Genomic DNA, 14,114 nt, shown 5'->3' with positions numbered 1-14,114 from the left:
CCGCCTCCCACAAGGTATGCATTCAGTCAGATACTTTCGCTTGGCCCCGACAGGATCACACCCCTCGGTTACGGCCTTTCCAGCGCCGCACGCAACTGATCGGCGCTTGCGAACTGCTGCTGACTGACCAGTTTCCCGTCGCGCAATTGCAACCAGAGCACTTTATCCTCGTCGCCAGCGTACTGCGGCACGATGCGTGCTTCGCGGTCAAGCATGACGCGGTAGGTGTAGTCACGCATTTTGGGGATGGCGAACATCTTGGCGATGATGGTCGGCATTTTCTGAATGTCGGCCACGAAGACGGTGTGGCGCGATTCGAGGAAGCCCTTGGGCTTGTCGGCAAGCGCCGCATTGACCAGCTTGGCGGCGTCCATGCTTCTGGCAACCAGCAGCGTTTGTGTCTGGTCGTTCAGGGTGTAAGGCTGATCGTACTGATCAAGCAGCGTCCATGGCGTGAGGGGTTCGCCGGTTTGCAGGGCGTTGGCCGTCAGCGGCAGCAGGGCCAGAAACAGCAGGGGCAGAAATTTCAACGGGGTATTCCTCGAAAAGGTACTGTTTGCCGGAAGGCCATCGCGGCCAGTCAAGATCGAGTGCCAGTCTACACCTACACATTCACTCTTCCAGTGACAGCGATTAGAACGCTAAGCTTGGGCCCATGGATGACTCAGACTACTTACGCCTGTTGACGATCCAGGCCGAACAAGCCAACGCCTTTCTTTCCAATGCGCGAAAGTGGGAGCGTGAGCGTTGGGTGTGTCAGCGCCTGTTGCAGGGCCTGAACATCGCGCATCGCAATGAAGACTTCACGCCCGCCGGCCAGGAGCCGCCGGACGTGCTGTTTCGTGACGCCTGCTTCGAGGTGTTTTTTGTGCTGGACGAAGGTCGTCGTCTCAATGACGAGTGGCGCGAGGAACTGGAGCGACGACGCAGCGCCTTTTCCCTGAGCCAGCTGGTGCGCCGCGAGGCCAAGCCCAAGCGCATTCCGGCCTCTGAACTGCTGCGACGCCTCGCCCCGACCCTGCGCAAGAAATCCCACAACTACCGCGAACGGGGCATTGACCTCGGCGAGCTGGATATCATTGCCTTCGCCAGCCTCAAGCGCGAAGTGCTGGACCTCAACAGCCATTTTCCGCCGCCCACTGAGTACCTGCGTCAGGGCTGGCGCTCGCTGTCGCTGGTCGGGCCGACGTTCGCTCGGGTATTGTTCGCGCACCCGGATGCCCCGGATTTTCTGCGGACCAATCTGGGCCGCAGTGTCGTTTTCGATGTTGGAATCAGTTTATGAGCCCGTTGCAAGAACTGCTGGCCGATGTCCCGCAGCAAGGTCGTGTGCGCTGGATTGGCGTGCGGCCCGAGTCACGTGTAGACATGATCGAGCTGGACGCCGTCGAAGCGCGTCGCGAAGCCGGTCTGACCGGCGATCACACGCGCCCCGGTCCGCGTAACGCCCGGCAGGTCACGCTGATTCAGTGGGAACACCTGGCCGTGGTCAGTTCGCTCTTGAACCGGGCTGCTGAAAACCCCATCGTGCCGCAGGACCTGCGCCGCAATCTGGCGATCAGCGGCATCAATCTGTTCAGCCTCAAGGGGCGACGCTTCAGGATTGGCCAGGCCATCTTTGAAACCACCGGCTGGTGCCAGCCATGCGCACGCCTTGAGCAGCGGCTCGGCCACGGGACCTTTCAAGCGGTGCGCGGGCATGGCGGAATCACGGCCCGAGTGATACAAAGCGGAATCATCCGGCTTGACGACACCCTTCAGGTCGAACCGCTGGACAGCAACGATCCCTGGCCTACTGCACCGCAGCGCGCCTGAAACGAGACACGAGACATAAAATGAGCAGCCGTCTGAACCCGGACGACCAACGGCGTGTCGAAGAGTACCTTCAGGCGCCCCAGCATCACGTCGAGCGCAGGCCTTTTCAGCCCTGGCTGCTCCTGATCATGCTGGTGGTCGTGGTCATCGGACCGTGCCTGCCGAGCCATCTGACGCTATGAGCTGCCTTGCGCTCGCGAAGATCGAGCTCCCCCCGAATTCCTTAAACCTTATGAGTAATCCTTATGACGCATCGTATTGTCATCGTTGGCGGAGGCGCCGGCGGTCTGGAGCTGGCTACCCGTCTGGGTAAAACCCTGGGCAAGAAAGGCACCGCCAGCGTCACGCTGGTGGACGCCAACCTCACGCACATCTGGAAGCCGCTGCTGCACGAAGTGGCGGCCGGCTCGCTGAACTCGTATGAAGACGAGCTCAACTATGTGGCGCAAGCCAAGTGGAACAATTTCCAGTTTCAACTGGGCCGCATGACGGGTCTGGATCGCGCCAGCCAGCAGGTGCACCTGGCCGCCACGCTGGACGAGAACGGCGCTGAACTGGTGCCTGCACGCAGCCTGGGTTACGACTCGCTGGTGCTGGCGGTCGGCAGCACCACCAACGACTTCGGCACCAAGGGCGCGGCCGAACACTGTCTGTTTCTCGACACCCGCAAACAGGCCGAGCGCTTCCACCAGCAGTTGCTTAACCACTACCTGCGCGCCCACGCAGGTCAGGCTGACGCCGCTCAGGAAATCACCGTGGCCATTGTCGGCGCCGGTGCCACGGGCGTCGAGCTGGCCGCAGAGCTTCATAACGCGGCCCACGAACTGGCGGCTTACGGGCTCGGCCAGATCAAGCCGGAAAACCTGCGTATCACAGTAATCGAAGCAGGCCCTCGGGTGCTGCCCGCACTGCCCGAGCGTATTGGCAGCCCGGTTCACAAGACCCTGCAAAAACTCGGTGTGACCGTGCTGACAAATGCAGCCGTGAGCGAAGTGACCGCCGACAGCCTGATCACCACCAGCGGTGAAGTCATTCCCGCGACACTGAAAGTCTGGGCGGCAGGCATTCGTGCCCCTGCGTTCCTGCACGAACTGGATCGCCTGGAAAGCAACCGCATCAACCAGCTGCAAGTGTTGCCAACGCTACAGACCACCCGCGACGAAAACATTTTTGCCTTCGGTGACTGTGCTGCCTGCCCGCAAAAAGGCACCGACCGCAACGTGCCGCCTCGCGCCCAGGCCGCGCATCAGCAGGCGTCATTGCTGGTCAAATCGCTGCGTGCACGCATCGAGGGCAAGGCCCTGCCGGAATACACCTACAAGGACTACGGCTCGCTGATCTCGTTGTCGAGTTTTTCGGCCGTCGGCAACCTGATGGGCAACCTGACCGGCAGCGTCATGCTCGAAGGCTGGCTGGCGCGGATGTTTTATGTGTCGCTGTATCGCATGCACCAGATGGCGCTTTACGGCACCTTCCGCACCCTGATGCTGATGCTGGGCAGCCGAATCGGCAAAGGCACCGAGCCGCGGATGAAGCTGCACTAAGCCACGAGACACGCTAATCGTGCCAATGCTTTGCGTTGGCACGCCTCCCGGTACGCCCGGCGTCTACAGAGTTTGAATTGCGCCGTATCCGCCTCTGGACAGGGTGCATCCTGAACGGCATCTGTACGCCTGAATGATCAGTTGATCCCCCTTCTCGCCACCTCACCTCACCTCACCGTTCAAGCGGCGTGCAGCCGTGCTTGCGATATTGACCTCGCCAGCATGTTGCGCCAAGCCTCTCACTGGCGCATCAGTCAGGACGATCTATGCTTGCGCTGAAAGAAGGCGTGGTCGATGACACCTGCGTTCAGGTGGCGGAGAACGTTGCTGATGATCAAGCCCCATTGAAATCTGGCAACGCCCTTACAGCGACATCCCGCACGGGTCATGTAAAGGAGTGCGAAGTTTTTGAAAGCCAATTCCCTGAAGGTACTCAGTGGGTGGATGGCACTGGTTCTGTTGTTGGGGCTACTGATCAGCTATCTCGCCAGTCTTGAACAATCCAAAGCCATAGACAGAGAGACAGAACTGGCACTCATGGAGGTGGGTAACAGCTTCGGCGACAGCCTTCAGGCACGGCTCCGTGTCTATGAATACCGTCTGCGAGGCCTGCGCGGTGCCATTCATATGCTGGATGTTAATCACGTCAACAGCAGTCAAATGAGCCGCTACAGTCGAGGACGCAACATTGAAAAGGAATACCCGGGAGCGCGGGGATTCGGCTTCATTCGTCGTGTGCCAGCCAGCGAGGAAGCCACCTTTCTGAGCCGCGTCAGGGCTGATGGAAATCCGCAATTCAGTGTTAGCGAGCTCAATAGCCATTCAGGTGATCGATTCATCATTCAATTCATCGACCCTTTGGCACGCAATGCCCAGGCACTGGGGCTGGATATCGCTTCCGAGGACCGACGACGTAATGCGGCTGTTCATGCCATGCGCACCGGGGCTGCGACGCTGTCTGCGCCGATAACGCTGAAGCAAGACAGCGGAGACGCCATGCGTTCATTCCTCTTTTTGCTGCCTGTTTATCGCACAGCTGAAACGCCGGACCATGTGCATCAGCGTGAAGAGGCTCTTATTGGCTGGAGCTATGCACCACTGGCCATGCGAGAGGTCATGAGCAACCTCGACCCGGCCAGTCACAGACTGGATTTGGCACTGTATGACATAAGCGATGGCGAACAGTTGATCTACCAGTCTCCTGGCAAAGAATCAAAACAGGGGGTGGTGCATACATATACGCTCAAGCGCGAGATCTATGGACGCGTATGGCGCATCGAGATCGCGGCTTATCCTGAGTTTGTCAGCGGGCTCGGCACTACTCCGGCCAGCAGAGTGTTCCTGATCGGCGTGCTGGCGAGCCTCCTATTGACCGGTCTGGTTGGCACCGTACTGATTTCTCGTCAGCGCAAGCAGCAGGTGATTGCAGGTCGGGCCAGGCTGGCAACCATCGTCGAGAACTCAAGCGACGCCATTATTGGTGAGGCACTGGACGGAACGATCATCACCTGGAACCGCGCCGCCGAGCAGATGTTCGGTTACAGCGAGCAGGAAGTGCTGGGCAACCCGCTTGCTCCCCTCTTGGTTCCGTCATCTCGGATCCACGAAGACGAGGAGTTGCTGGAAGGTGTCGCTCGCGGTGAGCGGGGTTCGACGCTGGAGACACAGCGCCTGCACAGAGAGGGCCACCTGATTGACGTGACGATCACCTGCAGCCTGATTCGCGAGGCAAATGGCTCCATCCTCGGCGCAGCGAAGATGATGCACGACATCACCGACCGCAAGCGCGTCGAGCGCTACCTGATGGAGTTCAACGCGCAGCTCGAGCAGCAAGTCACCGAGCGCACCGCCGAGCTTTCCAGAGTCGCCGGGCTGCTGCAGACGGTGCTGGATGCTTCCTCGAAAGTGTCGATCATCGCCACCAACCTCGAGGGCCAGATCATCGTATTCAATCGAGGCGCCGAATTGTTGCTGGGTTATAGCAACTCGGAAATGCTCAAGCGCAAGAACCCTGTGGACTTTCATCTTCAAAACGAAATCGACCAGCGCTCCAGAGAGCTGAGCATCGAGTATGGTGTGCCTATCGAAGGCATTAATGTGTTTAGCTACAAAGCGGCGATTGAAGGGTCGGAAACCCGAGAATGGACGTACGTACGCAAAGACGGCTCGATGATACCGGTGTCCATGATCATCACGCCTATCCGTACCGCCGAAGGTGAACTCACCGGCCATTTGGGCATTGCCCAGGACATCACGGAACGACTTCGCCAAAGTGCAGAAGTACAGGCAGCCAAAGCAAGTGCAGAAGCCGCCAATGCTGCCAAAAGTCTGTTTCTGGCCAACATGAGCCATGAAATTCGCACCCCCATGAATGCAGTGATCGGCATCGCCCATCTGCTCTACAACACGCCCCTGGATGAACAGCAACGCCAATTGCTGGCGAAGCTGCAGATCGCCGGGCGATCCCTGCTGGGGATCATCAACGACATCCTGGACATCGCCAAAATCGAAGCAGGAGAACTGCGACTGGAGAGCAATCCCTTCAATCCGCGGCACCTGCTCGCCGAATTACGCGAGCTGTTCAACTCTCAAGCCCAGGAAAAAGGACTGCATTTTGAGGTCAGCGTCACCGCGCAGTTACCGCAACTGCTGATCGGCGATGCGCTGAGAATCAATCAGATACTGATGAATCTGGTGGGTAATGCAATGAAATTCACTGCCAAAGGCGGCATCGACGTGACAGTGAGTAGTGAGAACTGTGACGCGGAAAACTGTTGGCTGCGATTTTCCGTAACCGATACAGGCTGTGGCATAGCACCGGAAGTACTCAATCAGTTGTTCTCTCCATTCACTCAGGCAGACGCCTCCACAACCCGGCGTTTTGGCGGCACCGGGCTTGGTCTGTCGGTCGTGCGAGGGCTGGCCGAGCAAATGGGCGGACGAGTGGGTGTCGAGAGTGCACCCGGTCTGGGCAGTGAATTCTGGGTCTTGCTGCCTTTCAAAGTCAGCAAAAGCGATATCGAACCCTCCGGCATGCTCAGCAGCCTGGAGGTACTCATCATCTGTGACGAGCCCCACGCGTCTCAAGCATTGCAGCGCCTGTGTCGAGGCTTTGGATGGCGCGCGATCTGTCCCGTTGATGAGCAGGCGCAGCAGATGGCTTTGCAACAACTCGATCAGGAAAGCCATCCACAACCGGACGTGCTGCTCCTGGATTGGCAAAGCCCACAGACGCAAAACATTCGACGCCTGATCGAAACCACTCAGCTATCCGTCATCCTCGTTACCGAGCCTGACACCAGGCTCGAACTGGAACCCATCGCCACTACCGTCCTGCTCAAGCCCCTGGACAGTTCTGCGCTGTTCAATGCCGTAAACACATGCATCGCGGATCACCAGGGCAGCACTGAGCGCGTCATCCAGGCGACGCGCATGGATACGTCCATCAACCAATGGCTCGCCGGACTGAAAGTGCTGCTGGTCGACGACAGTGAGATCAATCTGGAAGTCGCAAGCCTGCTCTTGCAGCAACAGGGTGCTCTGGTAAAGACCGCCGCCAATGGCTTGCTGGCACTGGAAAGCCTTCGTAAAACCCCTGATTTTTTTGATGCCGTTCTGATGGATGTGCAGATGCCGGAAATGGACGGGTATGAGGCGACGCGACGCATACGAAGCGAGTTGGGGCTTTCACGACTGCCTGTGCTGGCGCTCACAGCAGGTGCCTTGGCCGAAGAGCGTCGACGGGCCGAGCAGGCGGGAATGAATGACTTTCTCACCAAACCTCTGGAGCCGGCCGCCCTGATCAGGGCCATACGCCTGTCTGTTGAACGAGCCCGCGGGGCTCCACTGTCGGTTGGCAACACATCGCACAGTACGCTGCCTGACGCAGTGTGGCCTGTGATTGAGGGGATTAATACCCAGGAGGTCGCCGACCGGCTTGGAAATGACCTTCCCTTATTCCTGACGTCCCTACGGCGCTTTTTTAGCGAGTTTTCCCGCTTCAGCGACAGCGCATCGGCCTTGCGTCTGGTGCATTCGGCCCCCGACCAACTGGTCGCCGATATGCACAAATTACGCGGCGTCGCAAATTTGCTGGGGGCTTCAACGCTCGGACAATTGGCCGGGCAGGCGGAAAAACTGCTGCTCGACGGCCATGACCCACAGCATACCCTTGAAGCGCTGAGCGCAGACTTTTCGCAGTTGCAAGATCGATGTGCTCACCTGCAAAACACACCGGTGCACACTCCGCGTGCCGAAACCGATCTGAATACCGCAACACAGGCGCTATCAGCCTTGCAGATACTGCTCGAAAACCACGATATCGCTGCACTGGACCAATTTCCGCTGGCCGCTGCCGCTCTTCAGGCAGCGGCTGGCGAGGTGTTGGTCGAGCAGCTCTGGCAGGCCATTGAAGGCCTTGAGTTCGAGAAGGCCTTGCGGCTACTCGAACGTGCCGACTTGAGAGCGGAGTCTTGAAATGCAACCTACACCCAGCTTGTTGATCGTAGATGATGACATCTCCGCCATTCGGGTTCTGAGCAAAACCTTGCACGGGCTAGGCCAGATACGCTTCGCCACTGGAGGCGCGCAGGCACTCAAGATGGTTCAGGAAGTGCGCCCGGACTTGATCCTGCTGGATGCAGAGATGCCGGAAGTAAGTGGCTTTGAAGTGTGCGAAATCATAAAGGAGGACCCACTCCTGAAAGATATTCCGGTGATCTTCATTACCAGCCACACCGAAACCCGGATAGAGGAAGCCGGGCTGGCATTGGGTGCGGTGGATTTCATCGGCAAGCCCATCCAACCCTCAATCGTGACAGCGCGGGTAAAGACCCATCTACGCCTGAAAATGGCCATCGACCAGCTCAACCTGCTGGCCCAGACAGATGGGCTCACCGGCCTGGCCAATCGTCGCTTTCTTGACCAGAATATTGAGCGCGAATGGCTACGTGTCCGGCGCACTCACGGAGCGTTTTCGCTGCTGCTGCTGGATATCGACTTTTTCAAACGCTACAACGATTCCTACGGCCATCTCAAAGGCGATGAATGCCTGATTGCCGTCGCTCAGGCATTGAAGGCCTGCGTGCATCGTTCTACGGATCTGGTCGCCCGCTATGGAGGCGAGGAATTCGTCATTCTTCTGCCTGATACGGGAGCGGAAGGTGCCTGCAGGCTGGCAGAGGAAATTGTGAAGAACATTTACGGCCTGGACTGGACACACGAGACCAGCGATTACGGGAGGTTGACCGTTTCGGTAGGCGTGGCAAGTCTGGAAGCCGGCGCAATTCCCGGTGCCCCCGCTGGCGTGGGAGTCGCACATTCAGGTGATTCGATCGTTGTCGCACTCTTGGCAGAGGCCGATAAGGCCCTGTATCAGGCCAAACATGAGGGGAGAAACACCAGCCGGCTTGTGCCGATACGGCTTTCAAGTTGAATGTTGAACGCCTGATGGAAAGCCGAGAACGAAAAAAGGCGTCCCGAAGGACGCCTTTTTTGTTGGACTCAAGACAAATGTTCTTGATTCCTTATCTTCAACCCTGATACAGCTGGGCGAAAATGGTCGGGGTAAGGGGATTCGAACTCCTGACATCCTGCTCCCAAAGCAGGCGCGCTACCGGACTGCGCTATACCCCGATGATGCTAAAAAGCACCTCAGAAGAGGCGCTTTCTATTTGGATGATGCTTGTGGCATCACTCCCTAAGATCCAGCCAGATACAAACTGACCAAAAATGGTGGGTCGTGTGGGATTCGAACCTACGACCAATTGGTTAAAAGCCAACTGCTCTACCAACTGAGCTAACGACCCAAATATGGTCGGGGTAAGGGGATTCGAACTCCTGACATCCTGCTCCCAAAGCAGGCGCGCTACCGGACTGCGCTATACCCCGACTGAAACATCATTGAACCTTGTGAAATCTGGCTCCACGACCTGGACTCGAACCAGGGACCCAGTGATTAACAGTCACTTGCTCTACCAACTGAGCTATCGCGGAACTATCAATTTCAGATTCAACGTTACCACTTGCAGCATTGAAATCATATCGCTGTTAACTCTTTGATTTCAATCTCATTGACCCTTCCGCTTCGTTTGTATCGTTGCGTTCACGTCTCTGAGGCGCGCTATTCTACAATTTTAAAAACCCCTGTCAACCCTCTAAATTGCTTTTTAAGACAATGATTTGCGATTTTTTTTCAGAGCGCCTTTCAGGGTTGATTTTACTGCGTCTATTGCCGTGATCAAAGGAGCTCCCGATGAGGAGCCCCTCTTCATATGGCAACCGGATCCATCAGGCAAATACGATCTCGTCGTCTACGACACGCCCGGTAATGCCCGTGCCCGGCACGAAGCTGCCCGACAGGATCAACTGCGCCAACGGGTTTTCGATCCAGCGCTGGATGGCACGCTTCAATGGCCGTGCGCCATAGACCGGGTCGTAGCCCACAGCAATCAGCTTGTCCAGCGCCTCTGGGCTGAGCGTGAGGGAAAGCTCGCGCTCAGTCAGACGCTTGCGCAGACGGTCCAGCTGGATGTCGGTGATACCGGCAATCTGATCACGCGCCAGAGGCTCGAAGATCACCACTTCGTCGATCCGGTTGATGAACTCCGGCCGGAAGTGCGTACTGACGGCATCCATTACGGCTGCGCGCTGCGCTTCACGATCGCCGACCAGTTCCTGAATCTGCGCAGAGCCCAGGTTGGAGGTCATGACGATGACCGTGTTGCGGAAATCCACCGTGCGGCCATGGCTATCGGTCAGGCGGCCATCTTCCAGCACCTGCAACAGAATGTTGAACACGTCCGGATGGGCCTTCTCGACCTCATCGAGCAGGATTACCGAGTACGGTTTGCGACGTACAGCCTCGGTCAGGTAACCGCCCTCCTCGTAGCCGACATAGCCTGGCGGCGCACCGATGAGCCGCGCCACGGAATGTTTCTCCATGAACTCGGACATGTCGATACGTACCATGGCCTCCTCGGTGTCGAACAAAAACTCCGCCAACGCCTTGCACAGCTCGGTCTTGCCCACGCCGGTCGGGCCGAGAAACATGAACGAGCCGCTCGGCCGGTTCGGATCGGACAGCCCGGCACGCGAACGACGCACCGCGTTGGACACCGCGACCACGGCCTCTTCCTGACCGATGACTCGGTTGTGCAGCAGGGTTTCCATCTTCAACAGTTTTTCGCGCTCGCCTTCCAGCATCTTGGAGACTGGAATGCCGGTCCACTTCGACACGACCTCAGCAATCTCTTCCTCGGTGACTTTGCTGCGCAGCAACTGGTTCTCCGGCTTGCCGTGCTGATCGACCATCTGCAGGCTGCGCTCCAGGTCCGGGATGATCCCGTACTGCAATTCGGCCATGCGATTGAGGTCGCCACGACGACGCGCCGCTTCCAGCTCCTGACGGGACTGCTCGATTTTCTGCTGGATCTGCGCCGAACCTGTGACTTCGGCCTTTTCCGAGGTCCAGATTTCTTCCAGGTCAGCGTATTCCAGCTCAAGCCGCTGAATATCGTCCTGAAGTTTTTCCAGACGCTTTATGGCCGCCTCGTCTTTCTCTTTCTTCAGCGCCTGGGCTTCCACTTTCAGTTGAATCAGGCGTCGCTCAAGACGATCAAGCACTTCCGGCTTGGAGTCGATTTCCATACGAATGCGGCTGGCCGCTTCGTCGATCAGGTCAATCGCCTTGTCCGGCAACTGGCGATCGGTGATGTAACGGTGGCTCAACTTCGCCGCCGCAATGATCGCGCCGTCAGTGATGGCGACCTTGTGGTGAACTTCGTAGCGCTCTTTCAGGCCACGCAGGATCGCGATGGTGTCTTCTTCGCTCGGCTCGTCCACCAATACTTTCTGGAAACGCCGCTCAAGCGCCGCATCCTTCTCTATATATTGGCGGTACTCGTTGAGCGTGGTCGCGCCAACGCAATGCAGCTCACCGCGTGCCAGTGCCGGTTTGAGCATGTTGCCCGCATCCATCGAGCCCTCGCCTTTGCCGGCGCCGACCATGGTGTGCAGTTCGTCGATGAACAGAATGATCTGGCCTTCCTGCTTGGACAATTCGTTGAGCAGCGACTTCAAGCGCTCTTCGAACTCCCCCCGGTACTTGGCACCGGCAATCAACGCGCCCATGTCCAGCGACAGCAAACGCTTGCCGCGCAGCCCGTCAGGCACTTCGCCATTGATGATGCGCTGCGCCAGACCTTCGGCGATGGCGGTCTTGCCCACACCGGGCTCGCCGATCAGTACCGGGTTGTTCTTGGTGCGGCGTTGCAGAACCTGAATGGTGCGGCGGATCTCGTCGTCACGACCGATCACCGGATCGAGCTTGCCTTCCTCTGCACGCTTGGTCAGGTCGACGGTGTACTTGTCCAGCGCCTGGCGCGACTCTTCGACGTTGGGGTCATTGACCGCCCCGCCGCCGCGCAGGTTGTTGATGGCGTTTTCCAGCGCTTTCTTGCTGACGCCCTGGCCGAGCAGCAGCTTGCCGAGCTTGCTGCTCTCGTCCATCGCGGCGAGTAGCACCAGTTCGCTGGAAATGAACTGATCGCCCTTCTGCTGGGCCAGGCGGTCGGCCTGGTTCAGCAGACGCGCCAACTCCTGCGACATGTTGACGTCGCCGGTCGGGTTCTGGATTTTTGGCAGTTGATCGAGCTCTTTGCTCAATTCCTTGCGCAGGCTGTTGATGTCGAAACCCACCTGCAACAACAGCGGCTTGATCGAGCCGCCTTGTTGTTCAAGCAATGCCTGCATCAAGTGCGCAGGCTCAATGGCCGGGTGGTCAAGGCCCACGGCCAGCGATTGCGAGTCTGATAACGCTAACTGTAATTTGCTGGTCAATCTGTCGATACGCATAGTCACCTTCCTTTAAAAGCAGGCCGGAGCAATGAACACACCTGTGATGAAAACCTGCTGAAACACTTATGGATGCGCAATAGATGCGGGCAATTCTGCGTGTTTCAAGACTGACATGATTGATGTGGATCAACCTCACGCTCAGGCAAGCCTAGCTGGCTTGCACATAAAAGCAGATATCAGCGGTGATCGATCCAGATCAGCGAAGCAAATCGCCCGGTGCGGGCCGCACGGCGATAGGAAAAGAAGCGCGGATCAGTGAAGGTGTCGAACCCGCCGCCATAAACAGAAGAGATACCGTGGGCCGCCAGTCGCACACGCGCCAGCGTGTAGATATCGGCCATGAAACGATCAGGGTTCAGGCTTGCAACAAACGCATCGGCGGTTTCAGGGTGCTGGCTCACGAACGCCTCGCGCACTTCCGGCCCAACCTCGAAAGAGGGCTGACCGATGGCAGGACCGAGCCAGACCATCACGTCTTCAGGAGCGACCTGCAAACTGTCGGCGGTCGCCTCCAGAACACCTGCTGCAAGACCGCGCCAGCCTGCGTGTGCCGCAGCGACACGCGTGCCGTCACGACGGCAGAACAACGCGGGCAGGCAATCGGCAGTCATGATGGTGCAGGCAACGCCGGGCGTTTCCGTCCAGCTCGCATCAGCTTCCACAACGCATGACGGATCGGCATGCGCGACGACGACACCGTGCACCTGGCGCAACCAGGCGGGCTTAACATTGAGGCAGGAAGTCAGAACCGAGCGATTGCTGGCAACCGCTTGCGGGCTGTCGTCGACGTGATCGCCGAGGTTGAATGTGTCGAACGGAGCCAGACTGGCCCCGCCCGAGCGGGTGGTGACGCACGACTTGATCTGTGCTGGCGCAGGCCAGTCAGGTATCAGCCAGTCATTCACCCGATGAACGCCTCGCGGTCCTGCTTGAGCAGCGACAGCAGCCAGACGAAGTCGTCAGGCAGCGGCGATTCCCAGCTCATGCGCTTGCCGGTGGTCGGATGATCCAGCTCCAGGAAGCGCGCGTGCAGTGCCTGACGCGGGAACGTCTTCAGCGAATCAACCATGGTCAGGCTGGCCGCAGGCGGAATACGGAAACGACCGCCGTAGGCCGGGTCGCCGACCAACGGATAGTTGATGTGCGCCATGTGCACGCGAATCTGGTGCGTACGACCGGTTTCCAGTTTGACCCGCACGTGCGTATGCGACCGGAAGCGTTCCAGCACGCGGTAATGACTCACCGCCTGCTTGCCGCCTTCCATCACCGCCATGCGCTGACGCTGCTGGCCGTGACGACCAATCGGCGCGTCGATCTTGCCGCCTGCGGTCACGACACCGATCACGATGCATTCATAGATGCGGCTGACGCTGCGGCTCTGCAACTGGGTGACCAGTTGGGTCTGCGCCTGAATCGTCTTGGCGACCACCATCAGACCGGTGGTGTCTTTATCCAGACGGTGCACGATGCCGGCGCGCGGAACGTTGATGATGTCCGGCACATGGTGCAGCAAGGCATTGAGCAGCGTGCCGTCAGCGTGACCGGCAGCCGGATGCACCACCAGGCCCGCAGGCTTGTTGATGACCAGTATCTGGTCGTCTTCGTAGACGATGTCCAGCTCAATGTCCTGAGCGACCCATTCACCCTGGGCCTCCTGCTCGGCAATGAGCTCAAGAATGGCACCGCCATGCACGATGTCACGCGGGCGCAAAACGCCACCGTCCACAGTCAGGCGGCCGTCCTTGATCCAGGCGGAAAGGCGCGAGCGCGAGTGCTCAGCGAATAATTGTGCGGCGACTTGATCGAGGCGTTGACCACCCATTTCGGACGGTACCTCTGCGCGAAGTTCTATATTTTCGGACATGACCAGACTAGGTGGCGGCTAGCCTTTGGTTTCGG

Annotated in this window: 10 protein-coding genes and 4 tRNA genes; 6 read left to right on the top strand and 8 right to left on the bottom strand. The window is 58.4% G+C overall.

Going from position 1 to position 14,114, the window contains the following annotated elements; translation table 11 throughout:
* Positions 1 to 68 precede the first annotated feature (68 nt).
* Positions 69 to 530: a hypothetical protein gene (locus H8S56_RS20765; protein WP_024685627.1), complete on the bottom strand. Its 462-nt coding sequence runs from the start codon at positions 528 to 530 to the stop codon at positions 69 to 71.
* A 125-nt stretch (positions 531 to 655) separates the two neighbouring features.
* Between H8S56_RS20765 and H8S56_RS20760 the strand changes: the two genes are divergently transcribed.
* From H8S56_RS20760 to H8S56_RS20735, 6 genes are all read left to right on the top strand, one after another.
* Positions 656 to 1,285: a DUF1780 domain-containing protein gene (locus H8S56_RS20760; RefSeq protein ID WP_024685626.1), complete on the top strand. Its 630-nt coding sequence runs from the start codon at positions 656 to 658 to the stop codon at positions 1,283 to 1,285.
* The gene (locus H8S56_RS20755; RefSeq protein WP_024696212.1) at positions 1,282 to 1,815 is read left to right on the top strand and encodes an MOSC domain-containing protein; all 534 of its coding nucleotides are present in this window, start codon (positions 1,282 to 1,284) and stop codon (positions 1,813 to 1,815) included. Before H8S56_RS20760 ends, H8S56_RS20755 begins: the two co-directional genes overlap by 4 nt.
* A gap of 20 nt (positions 1,816 to 1,835) precedes the next feature.
* Positions 1,836 to 1,997: a DUF3094 family protein gene (locus tag H8S56_RS20750; protein ID WP_187519633.1), complete on the top strand. Its 162-nt coding sequence runs from the start codon at positions 1,836 to 1,838 to the stop codon at positions 1,995 to 1,997.
* A gap of 63 nt (positions 1,998 to 2,060) precedes the next feature.
* Positions 2,061 to 3,359 (top strand): NAD(P)/FAD-dependent oxidoreductase, encoded by a 1,299-nt coding sequence (locus H8S56_RS20745; protein WP_187519632.1) that lies wholly within the window; start codon positions 2,061 to 2,063, stop codon positions 3,357 to 3,359.
* 408 nt (positions 3,360 to 3,767) lie between these two features.
* Positions 3,768 to 7,835: a CHASE domain-containing protein gene (locus tag H8S56_RS20740; protein ID WP_235986830.1), complete on the top strand. Its 4,068-nt coding sequence runs from the start codon at positions 3,768 to 3,770 to the stop codon at positions 7,833 to 7,835.
* A gap of 1 nt (position 7,836) precedes the next feature.
* Positions 7,837 to 8,793 carry a GGDEF domain-containing response regulator gene (locus tag H8S56_RS20735; protein WP_187519631.1) on the top strand — a complete coding sequence of 319 codons (957 nt, stop codon included), beginning with the start codon at positions 7,837 to 7,839 and terminating at the stop codon, positions 8,791 to 8,793.
* A 123-nt stretch (positions 8,794 to 8,916) separates the two neighbouring features.
* Here the strand turns inward: H8S56_RS20735 and H8S56_RS20730 are convergent.
* The 7 genes from H8S56_RS20730 to rluD form a co-directional block, all read right to left on the bottom strand.
* A tRNA-Pro gene (locus H8S56_RS20730) sits at positions 8,917 to 8,993 on the bottom strand.
* A 97-nt stretch (positions 8,994 to 9,090) separates the two neighbouring features.
* Positions 9,091 to 9,166 (bottom strand) — tRNA-Lys (locus H8S56_RS20725).
* Positions 9,167 to 9,171: 5 nt separating this feature from the next.
* Positions 9,172 to 9,248: transfer RNA gene (locus tag H8S56_RS20720), tRNA-Pro, on the bottom strand.
* Between the two features lie 29 nt (positions 9,249 to 9,277).
* Positions 9,278 to 9,353, bottom strand: a tRNA-Asn gene (locus H8S56_RS20715).
* 294 nt (positions 9,354 to 9,647) lie between these two features.
* Positions 9,648 to 12,212 (bottom strand): ATP-dependent chaperone ClpB, encoded by a 2,565-nt coding sequence (clpB, locus tag H8S56_RS20710; protein WP_024685587.1) that lies wholly within the window; start codon positions 12,210 to 12,212, stop codon positions 9,648 to 9,650.
* A gap of 179 nt (positions 12,213 to 12,391) precedes the next feature.
* On the bottom strand, positions 12,392 to 13,120 hold the full coding sequence (gene pgeF, locus H8S56_RS20705; RefSeq protein ID WP_187519630.1) for a peptidoglycan editing factor PgeF: 729 nt from the start codon (positions 13,118 to 13,120) through the stop codon (positions 12,392 to 12,394).
* Complete coding sequence (gene rluD, locus H8S56_RS20700) at positions 13,117 to 14,079, bottom strand: 23S rRNA pseudouridine(1911/1915/1917) synthase RluD (protein ID WP_024685589.1); 963 nt, start codon at positions 14,077 to 14,079, stop codon at positions 13,117 to 13,119. The genes pgeF and rluD overlap by 4 nt, the downstream gene beginning before the upstream one ends.
* Positions 14,080 to 14,114 lie beyond the last annotated feature (35 nt).

This window comes from Pseudomonas triticifolii (genome assembly GCF_014358015.1).
Classification (GTDB): Bacteria; Pseudomonadota; Gammaproteobacteria; order Pseudomonadales; family Pseudomonadaceae; genus Aquipseudomonas; species Aquipseudomonas triticifolii.
Note: the sequence above shows the minus strand (reverse complement) of the source record. Positions and strands in the feature narration are given on the sequence as shown.